The sequence below is a fragment of the Dehalococcoidales bacterium genome (assembly GCA_035529395.1).
In the GTDB taxonomy this organism is placed as follows: domain Bacteria; phylum Chloroflexota; class Dehalococcoidia; order Dehalococcoidales; family Fen-1064; genus DUES01.
Genome location: DATKWT010000016.1, coordinates 1 through 9262, shown reverse-complemented (window position 1 = coordinate 9262; position 9262 = coordinate 1). Strand labels below are relative to the sequence as shown.

The following is a 9262-nucleotide window of genomic DNA, read 5'->3' as shown; positions in this document are numbered from 1 at the left end:
CCCCCCTTCCTCGGTAGGAAGGCTCTTCCTGGACAGGAAGGGGAAGGCACCGCCCCTTCTGAGGGGCGCCCCATCCGGGCCGCACGGGGGATGGTCGAAAGGGTTTTTCATAGGCTTGCTAGAATGACAGGGCTGTAAAGGCATTTATAGGACACTACACTAGTTGTCCAGCCGCCAGGCTGGACAAACATCAGTTGGCCGGTCTGTCTTCTGCCGGAGCGTCATCCCCTGATGGACTGTTCCCACCGGCAGCCGCATAGCTCATGGAATACAGACGGTAGTATATGCCCCGCTTCTGCATGAGCTGTTCGTGATTCCCGATTTCCGCTATTTTCCCGTCATCGAGCACCACCACGCGGTCGGCATCATGTATAGTTGAGAGACGGTGGGCGATAACCAGGGAGGTACGGCCCTTGAGGAGGCGCTGCAGGGCCTGCTGGATGAGTATCTCGGTCTGGGTGTCAACGTTGGCCGTTGCTTCATCGAGCATGAGAATACGCGGGTCAGCCAGGACTGCTCTGGCAAAACTGATCAACTGACGCTGCCCCACACTAAGGTTGCTGCCTCTTTCTTGCAGCCCGGTGTCGTAGCCATATTCAAGACGCTGGACGAAATCGTGCACGCCGACTGCCTTGGCGGCTTCGATCATCTCCTCTTCGGTGGCACCCTCCCGGCCGTACATGATGTTCTCCCGTACTGTATTCGAGAAAAGGAAGGGCTCCTGGAGGACAACGCCGATCTGTTGCCTCAGCGACCTCTGAGTGACCATTTTGATGTCATGGCCGTCGATTCTCAGGTGTCCCCTGGTTATGTCGTAGAGCCGGCCGACGAGGTTGATCATGGAGCTCTTCCCGGCTCCGGTCGCACCAACCAGTGCCACCGTTTCGCCGGGGCGTATGTGCAGGTTGATGTCATGCAGCACCTCGAGGTCGGGCACGTACTCAAAGCCGACATTATCGAACTCGATGTCGCCCTTGATGGTAGGCAGGTCGATAGCGTCAGTGACATCGGTTATCTCTGGCTGGGTGTCAAGTACCTCGAAGATCCGCTGTCCGCCGGCCATGGCCCGCTGCAACTGCGTGTACTGCATGGTAAGGCTCCGTACCGGCTCGAAGAACCGCTGCACGTAGAGGATGAAGGCAACAAACTGTCCCAGCATCAGCTCTCCGGCGATGGCCTGAGCACCGCCGTAGATGATCACCAGTGCCGTGGCTCCGCCCATGAGCAGTTCAATCAGGGGCAGGATGCCGGCAGAGAGACGGGCCGCCGAGAGATTGGCACCCAGATTGGCCTCATTCACGCTGTCGAATCTCCCGTAGTTCTCGGTCTCACGGGACAGGCTCTGGATGACCCTGGCACCGGAGATGTTCTCCTGCAGTCCGGCATTAACCACGGATATGGCCATCCGTACACGCATGAAGGCAACCCGGGCATACTTCTGCCAGATGACCAGTACAATCACCATAACCGGGATCATCGTGAGAGTAATTAGTGCCAGCCTGCTATTCATGAAGAAGAGCATTAAGACTATGCCTACCAGGCTCAGCACGTCGGCAACGATAACTATGACGCCGCTGGCGAGGACTTCCTGCAGCGCACCGACATCGTTCTGCACGCGCGACATGACACGGCCCACCTCGTGTCGGTCGTAGAAGGACATCGAGAGCTTCTGGAGGTGGTTGAACATCTGGGTGCGCAGTTGGAAGAGAACTCCGCGGCCGACATAGGCCATCGACAGCAGCTGCAGCCACTGGCTTCCCCAATTCAGCAGCCCGTTGAATATGAAGGCAATGAAAACGAGCATCAGCGATGGATTCGCTATGTCCCATCCCGACAGGTTGCCGTGGGCGATCGGTGTGTCGATGGCATAGCCGATCAGGAAAGGCATGGCCAGCGTTGTCAGCGTGAAGCCAAGCATTCCCAGCATCGCCAGGATGAAGCGGACCTTGAAGCCTTTGAGGTACTTGAAGAGGCGGGTTATGACCGCCTGGTCGTAGGCCTTGCCGAACTCAATATCATCAACGAGGTCACCGGCACGCTTCAGACCAACCTTCTGTTGTGCGCCACCGTGCATCATGCCACCGTGCATCATGCCGCCGCCACCACCGTGCATCATAGCTGGCCACCCTCCTTACCGAGCGACTCTTCCTGGTCGCGGAGCTGTAGCTCGTATATCTGCCGGTAGATATTACCTTCCTCCAGCAACTGGGCATGCGTCCCTCGCTCGACAATGGTACCCTTGTCCAGAACCAGTATCTGGTCTGCGTCGCGGACGGTCTGTAACCTCTGGGCAATGACGAAGGTGGTCCGTCCCTTCATCAACTCGCGGAGAGCCTGCTGAATGAGGAACTCGGTCTCAGTGTCAACGCTGGACGTAGAATCGTCGAAAATGAGAATACGTGGGTTGACCAGCAGGGTGCGGGCAATAGCCAGCCTCTGTTTCTGGCCACCGGAGAGGGTGAGGCCTCGTTCACCCACCCAGGTATCGTATCCTTCGGGCATGCTTTCGATGAATTCATGCAGATATGCTGCCCTGGTTGCGGCAAAAACCTGCTCGTCGCTGGCATCAGTAGCGCCGTATACGATGTTATCCCGGATTGTTGCCGAGAAGAGGAAGACATCCTGCTGGACAATGCCGATACTACGTCGCAGCGAGGTAAGCGTTACCTCTCGGATATCTACGCCATCGATGGTTATACGTCCCGATGTGACGTCATAGAACCTGGGGATGAGATTGACGAGGGTGCTCTTGCCACTTCCGGTCGAGCCGAGCAGGGCGACCATCTGGCCTGGTTTAGCTTCCAGGTCGACTTTATCAAGAACGTCGCCCAGGGATTCGTAAGGATTTGCACCATAGCTGAATGCAACGCTCTCGAATTGGACCATACCTTTGACATCGACCAGCTCCGTAGCCCCGCGCTTCTCTTTTACCGCCGACTGTGCATCCAGGACTTCAAAAATACGGTCACCGGAAGCTATACCACGGGAAACAAGGTTCACCATGAAGCCCAACATCCTTATTGGCATCATCATCATCGCTAGGTAGAAATAGAACTGTGTCAACTCGCCCGGTGTCAACCTTCCGCCAACAACCTCTCTGCCTCCGTACCAGATGACCAGTCCGCTGACCAGGGTAAAGATGAAGGCCATCAGGGGCATGTTAAAAGCCTGGATTTTGCTGGCCAGTATCCCGTCTTCGTAGTATTGCCTTGCCTTCTGTCGGAACCCTTCAATCTCGTAGGGCTCGCGCGAGAAGGTCCTTACTACATTCACTCCGGAGAGATTCTCCTGGAGATGTATGCCCATCTTTGCTATTCCTTCCTGGATGTCTGTCCAGATGGGTCGCAGCTTTCTCCCCAGCCTGATTGCCCAGTAGGCCACCGGCGGCATGGCAGCGAGGGTTATCAGGGCAAGGGTCCAGTTCATCGAGAACAGGATGACGCAGATGCCAATGAATATGGCTGCGATTTGGACCATGCGAAGAGCGCCCATGGACACGAACATGCGGACGGCCTCTACGTCCTGGGTAGCGCGAGACATTAACTGGCCGGTCTGTGCTGTGTCATGAAAGGCAAAACTGAGTCGCTGGATGCGGTCATACAGCCTGTTCCTGATGTCATAGGCTACGCGCTGGCCAATGAATTCCCCGAGATAAGTGTGACCGAAACCGAACAGCCCTCGCAGCAGGCTTGCCCCCACTATGGCCAGTCCGGCGAACACCAGGAACTGCTGGTCGCCGGTCATCTGGCCGGTCTGCAAATCCAGTGAGATACCCTGGTCAATTGCCCGTTTGATCAGCTCCGGGATTCCCAGGGAGAATACAGTCGCTGCGATAAGGCAGACATAGGCAAGGATTACCCAGTACCAGTATTTCTTGAGAAAGCGGATTAGCCTTAAGACGGTGCGCATAGCGTATAATATTGTAACCGATTTCGAACGGTATGTAAAACTGGAGTCTATCGAGGCTGCCACCGACCTGCTTTGCCTCGCTGTCACAGCGGTATATATAATCAGGATACGTTCTCAACTGTAATAGGAGGCATAAATGAAATACACACGACTCTATACCGGTGCTGATGGCGAATCACATTTCGAAGATGTGGAAATACCCCTCGAGGAGAGAGTAGGCTTCAGCCTGTTGTCTTCTTCGGAGAAGACAACAGGCATCATCTTCAGAGAGACCGGCGGCGACTACTACATCGACTGGCACAATGCTCCCCGGCGGCAGTACATCATCACACTGGAGGGCGAAGTAGAGATAGAGGCCGGCGATGGAACGGTACGTCGGTTCGGCCCCGGTGATATCATGCTGGCTGAGGACACCACAGGTCGGGGCCACATCAGTCGTGCCGTCGGCAATCAGCCACGGAAGAGCATCTTTGTGACTCTGGAGTAGGGCTTTGCTCTTAACTTGAACTGGTGTGCGCGAATATCCTACAATTCAAGCATAGTTGTAGAACCTGCAGTAGGCTCTCCGGGTAAGGGGAAGTGTCGGAACTGGCAGACGAGCATGACTTAGGATCATGTGCCGAAAGGCGTGGGGGTTCAAATCCCCCCTTCCCCACCAGCAGGTAGTGAGATACTACCCCGGATTAGATTGTGTGGTCGGTAACTGTGAATCAGTACAGGGATTTCGCTACACCGCCTAATCGGGATCGTATTCAGCAATCTCCTTGTCTTTGCGCATTGTGGCCAGGATTTGTCTTCTCTTGCCTTTCTCCAGGCCCATAATGTTCAACAGCCTCTTAATGAACCTGAAACTGGCCTCATATTCCGGGCTGACTAGCTCGGTAACCCCCAGCTTCTTAAGCTCATCAGCTTCCCTCGCCCGATGCACCCGCACCAATATTTTAAGCTCAGGGTTAATGCTCAACGCGGTCTTTACCGTGGTTACCACTGCTATCGAGTCCGGATAAGTTACCACCAATGCTTGCGCTCTACCAAGGTCGACCTTGGATAGAACGTTTCTATTGGTAGCATCGCCATATATACGTGGTCGGCCGCTACTCTTAGCTTCGGAAACACGCTCTGGGTCAAGATCAATTATAATGTGCGGGATTCCGGCATCCTGCAGGCCTTGAGCAATGTTTCTCCCAACTCTTCCGTAGCCGGCAATTACTACTCGGTCCGGCCTCTCGGTGGGCACGGAGACGGAAGTCGATGAAGCCTCTTTAGCGACCATCCGTCTACCGCCTGTCAGCAAAGCCGGTTTAGGATATAGCCTGATAATCAGGCTGATGGTAACTGGTGTTAACAGCATCGTGATAATAGCACTGGCGAGAATCAGGGAGTAAAACTGGTCCGAGACAATGCCGGCGTTGACTCCACCCTGAGCCAGGATGAAGCTGAATTCACCAATCTGGAAAAGACCGGCACCGGTCAGGATGGCTATCCGGGAACTATAGCCGAATATTCGAACAATGCCAAAAACAACCAGTAGTTTCAGGGCGATGATGGCCACCACCAGCAGTGCCACTGATTGCCAGTTATTAATCAGGAAAATGGGGTCAAGCAGCATACCCAGAGAAACAAAGAAAAGAGTAGCAAAAATATCGCGTAAGGGCGTAATCTCTGCCAGTGCCTGATGTACGAACCTTGTTTCACGCAACACCAGACCGACCAGGAAAGCTCCAAACACGATTGACAGGCCCAAAACATGAGTGCCTACTGCGGCACCCAGACACAATACAAGAACGGTTAACAGAAACAGTTCTCGATCTCGAACACCGCCAACCCTGCCCAGCAGCCAGGGAAGTCCCCATCGTCCCAATATGATAGCTAACCCGATAAATAGAAGTGCTTTCCCTGCAGCTATTGCCAGGGTAAGCGGTATGTTCTCTGTCATACCGCTCATTAACGGTATCACCACCATCATAACTACTACACCGATATCCTGAACAATAAGGATGGCGATCATTATTCGCCCATGCACCGAGACCAGTTCCCCTCGCTCCATCAGTATTTTCAGGCATACTGCCGTGCTGCTGAGAGAGATAATCAGACCAAACAAGACCGCCTGGGATAGAGGCCATCGGAATAGAAAGTACCCTGCAATCAGCCCTAGAGCGAGGGTAGCCGCAATTTGGGTAATACCACCCCATACACCTATCCTGCCGACTTCACGCAATTGAGCTATCGAGATTTCCAGCCCCAGGGTAAACATCAACAGGGCAACACCCATGGTGGCAGCCGTTTCAACAAGCTCCAGGTCACCTATCAAACCAAGAGCATGAGGCCCAACGGCCACGCCGATTACCAGGTAGCCCAGTATAATCGGTTGTCTTAGTCGATGGGCTATCATTCCACCCACTAATGCTGCTGCCAACAGAATGGCAATGGTAACAACCGGATCTAATTGATTCATAGTTTTACCTGAAAGCCCCGTCGGCTTTATACTTCCTTACTTAATACCCCGACCGTAAGGTCGAGGGAAGTTTATTTTAACAGAGCACAGGTGAATAGCGTTAACCCTCGGGCTTCAGGTAGGACAATAATATCTGCTACATGGCTGCAATAAGGTACCTGGTCCCGGACGTGATGTCCCACAGCAAATGATGCTATAATGTGAACGCTGTCCGGCAACCTGACAGCAGTCTGCACAAGGAGGTTTCGATGGCGGAGAAGACCGAAGGCATGCTCAGCCCGTATCGTGTCCTTGACCTCGCGGATGAGAAGGGTCTGATGTGCGGTAAGCTGATGGGTGACATGGGCGCTGACGTGCTCAAGATTGAGAGACCCGGAGGTGACCCGGCACGCGATATCGGGCCGTTCTATCATGACGAAAAAGACCCGGAGAAAAGTCTGTACTGGTTCGCTGTGAACACCAGCAAACGAGGAATAACCCTTGATATTGAGACGGCGGAAGGCAGAGATATCTTCCGGAAGCTGGTGAAGAGCGCGGATTTCGTTATCGAGTCTTTCTCACCGGGGCACATGGACGGACTCGGACTGGGTTATGCCGAACTGGAGAAGATAAACCCCGGCATCATCATGGTCTCCATCACGCCCTACGGGCAGACCGGCCCCTACAGAGACAACAAGGCTTCTGACCTCGCGCTCTGGGCAACCGGGGCAGGACCGCTTATGCGCTCCTTCGGCGACCATGACCGGACCCCTTACCGGATTAGCCATCACGCTCAGACCTACTTCCACGCGGGAACCGAGGCAGTCGTCGGGGCGCTCGTCGCACTGTACCACCGTGGGGACTCCGGTGAAGGCCAGCACGTTGACGTGTCCATCCAGGAATGCATGAGCTTCTTCCCGGTAGGCGACTGGGACTTCAACCGGAGACATCGGCCACGGGGGATTTCCCCAATGCCCGTCAATGTGCGGCACATCTGGCCCTGCAAGGACGGCTATGTCATGTGGCGCTATACCGGTGGACCGAATGCGGTGCGGCACAGCATCCCACTGGTCAACTGGATGGCCGAAGAAGGCATGGCCGACGACTGGTTCAAGAGCTTCGACTGGCAGAGCTTCAGCCACTTCACCACCACCCAGGATGTCATAGACCGGATGGAAGAGCAGACCATCGACTTCTTTATGACCCATACCAAGGCGGAGATGATGGCCGGCGCCATCAAGTACCGCATCATGCTTTATCCGGTAGCCGCTGCCAATGATATGGCAGAGAGCCCACAGCTTGCCGCTCGTGAGTTCTGGCCACAGGTTGAACATCCTGAGCTGGGTACCAGCATAAGGTATCCCGGCAGGTGGTCCAATGCCTCGGAGACCCCGCCCGTGATATCACGACGTGCCCCACTGGTAGGGGAGCACAACGATGAAATATACGTCGAGGAACTGGACATCTCCAGGGAATCACTGGCCAGGCTGAAGAAGGATGGCGTTGTCTAGCGAGGAGCAAACAGAGGCAGGAGGAAAAGCATGTCAAAGAAACCGCTTGAAGGGATAAAGGTTGCCGATTTCACCTGGGTCTGGACGGGGCCAACCAGCACCAAGGTGCTGTCTGATTTCGGGGCCACGGTGCTCAGAATCGAGAGTAAGGTGAGGCCGGACGTCTGGCGGATACAGCCTCCGTTCAAGGATGACGTCCCGGGTCCGAATCGTGGCGCTATCTTCAATTCTCAGAGCACAAGCAAGATGAGTTGCTCGGTCAACCTGGGTCTTCCCAGAGGCAAGGAAATCGCCAAGAGATTCGTCGCCTGGGCTGACATCGTTGCCGACAACTTCGCCGGCGGTGCCATGGAGAGGATGGGCCTTAGCTACGAGGTGCTCAGAGAGATAAAGCCGGACATCATCATGATGAGTTCCAGCCTGATGGGGCAGACGGGACCATGGCACAATAGTCCGGGCTACGGGGACCAGCTAACCGCGATATCCGGTATCAGCCAGATCTCGGGATGGCCTGACAGGATACCCGGGGAGGTTGGCTTCTACACGGACTATATCGCCCCGCGGTTCAACGCGCTCACTATCCTCGCGGCCCTTGATTACCGCCGCCGCACAGGAAAAGGGCAGTTCCTGGACATGGCCCAGCACCAGGGGAGTCTGCACTTCGTTGGCCCATTGATGCTGGACTACGATGTGAACCAGCGCGTAGCCGGGAGAATGGGAAACCGCGACCCCTACGGCGCTCCACACGGGGTCTTCCGCTGCAAGGGCGTGGACAAATGGTGCGCTGTTACCGTGTTTAGTGACGAGGAGTGGCAGGCCTTCGGTCGTGCCATCGGTAGTCCCGCATGGGCTACCGATGACCCCAGATTCGCCACCTTTGAGGGAAGGAAGGAGAACGAGGACGAGCTTGAGGTATTGGTCACCGCGTTCACCGTCAACCGCGAAGACCGCGGAGTGATGGCAACCATGCAGGCCGTTGGTGTCCCCGCTGGGATGGTGAATAGCCCGGAAGACCACATGGAGAACGATCCCCAACTACTGTACCGCGAGTTCTTCCAGTGGCGTGACCACCCTGAACTGGGTCGCTATCGGCCACCCAGGCAGCCCTGTGTCCTCTCAAAAACACCCTGTCAAATAGAGCGTGCTCCGCTGTATGGCGAGCACAATGAATACGCTTTCAAGGAAATCCTCGGCATGACCGACGATGAAATTGCCGAACTGGTCATCGAAGGTGTTATACAGTAGCAGACTGCTGAAAAAGAGGATATCCAGAGCAACTGTCTTAATGGTCAGTGACAGGGTCCAAGAATTGTAGCAGGAGCATTCCAGGGAACGTGACCTTTAATCATGGCATTAAGGATTGTGAGAAGCTTGCGCATGCATGCGGTGAGGGCTACCTTCTTAGCCT

At 55.1% G+C, this 9262-nt stretch carries 6 protein-coding genes and 1 tRNA gene; 4 read left to right on the top strand and 3 right to left on the bottom strand.

The features are described 5' to 3' along the window. Window positions 1-190: 190 nt before the first annotated feature. Window positions 191-2116, bottom strand: a complete 1926-nt coding sequence (locus VMW13_00985; GenBank protein ID HUV43380.1) for an ABC transporter ATP-binding protein — start codon at window positions 2114-2116, stop codon at window positions 191-193. Further along, a complete protein-coding gene (locus tag VMW13_00980; protein ID HUV43379.1) occupies window positions 2113-3909 on the bottom strand; it encodes an ABC transporter ATP-binding protein in 1797 nt (598 codons plus the stop codon). Before VMW13_00980 ends, VMW13_00985 begins: the two co-directional genes overlap by 4 nt. Before the next feature lie 136 nt (window positions 3910-4045). Here VMW13_00980 and VMW13_00975 point away from each other — a divergent pair, with 136 nt between their 5' ends. Both VMW13_00975 and VMW13_00970 read left to right on the top strand, forming a co-directional pair. Beyond that, on the top strand, window positions 4046-4396 hold the full coding sequence (locus VMW13_00975) for a hypothetical protein (protein ID HUV43378.1): 351 nt from the start codon (window positions 4046-4048) through the stop codon (window positions 4394-4396). A gap of 86 nt (window positions 4397-4482) precedes the next feature. After that, window positions 4483-4567 (top strand) — tRNA-Leu (locus VMW13_00970). Between the two features lie 78 nt (window positions 4568-4645). Here VMW13_00970 and VMW13_00965 read toward each other — a convergent pair. Then, entirely contained in the window at window positions 4646-6364 is a 1719-nt protein-coding gene (locus VMW13_00965) for a cation:proton antiporter (GenBank protein ID HUV43377.1), read from the bottom strand. A gap of 248 nt (window positions 6365-6612) precedes the next feature. On the opposite strand from VMW13_00965, the gene VMW13_00960 reads away from it, so the two are divergent. Both VMW13_00960 and VMW13_00955 read left to right on the top strand, forming a co-directional pair. After that, window positions 6613-7854: a CaiB/BaiF CoA-transferase family protein gene (locus VMW13_00960; GenBank protein ID HUV43376.1), complete on the top strand. Its 1242-nt coding sequence runs from the start codon at window positions 6613-6615 to the stop codon at window positions 7852-7854. A 30-nt stretch (window positions 7855-7884) separates the two neighbouring features. Beyond that, a complete protein-coding gene (locus tag VMW13_00955; GenBank protein ID HUV43375.1) occupies window positions 7885-9099 on the top strand; it encodes a CoA transferase in 1215 nt (404 codons plus the stop codon). Window positions 9100-9262 lie beyond the last annotated feature (163 nt).

Bases quoted from the DNA above. Each gene is read 5' to 3' on its own strand.
- VMW13_00975 (HUV43378.1), top strand. From the start codon at position 4,046: ATGAAATACACACGACTCTATACCGGTGCTGATGGCGAATCACATTTC.
- VMW13_00965 (HUV43377.1), bottom strand. From the start codon at position 6,364: ATGAATCAATTAGATCCGGTTGTTACCATTGCCATTCTGTTGGCAGCA.
- VMW13_00985 (HUV43380.1), bottom strand. From the start codon at position 2,116: ATGATGCACGGTGGTGGCGGCGGCATGATGCACGGTGGCATGATGCAC.
- VMW13_00960 (HUV43376.1), top strand. From the start codon at position 6,613: ATGGCGGAGAAGACCGAAGGCATGCTCAGCCCGTATCGTGTCCTTGAC.
- VMW13_00955 (HUV43375.1), top strand. From the start codon at position 7,885: ATGTCAAAGAAACCGCTTGAAGGGATAAAGGTTGCCGATTTCACCTGG.
- VMW13_00980 (HUV43379.1), bottom strand. From the start codon at position 3,909: ATGCGCACCGTCTTAAGGCTAATCCGCTTTCTCAAGAAATACTGGTAC.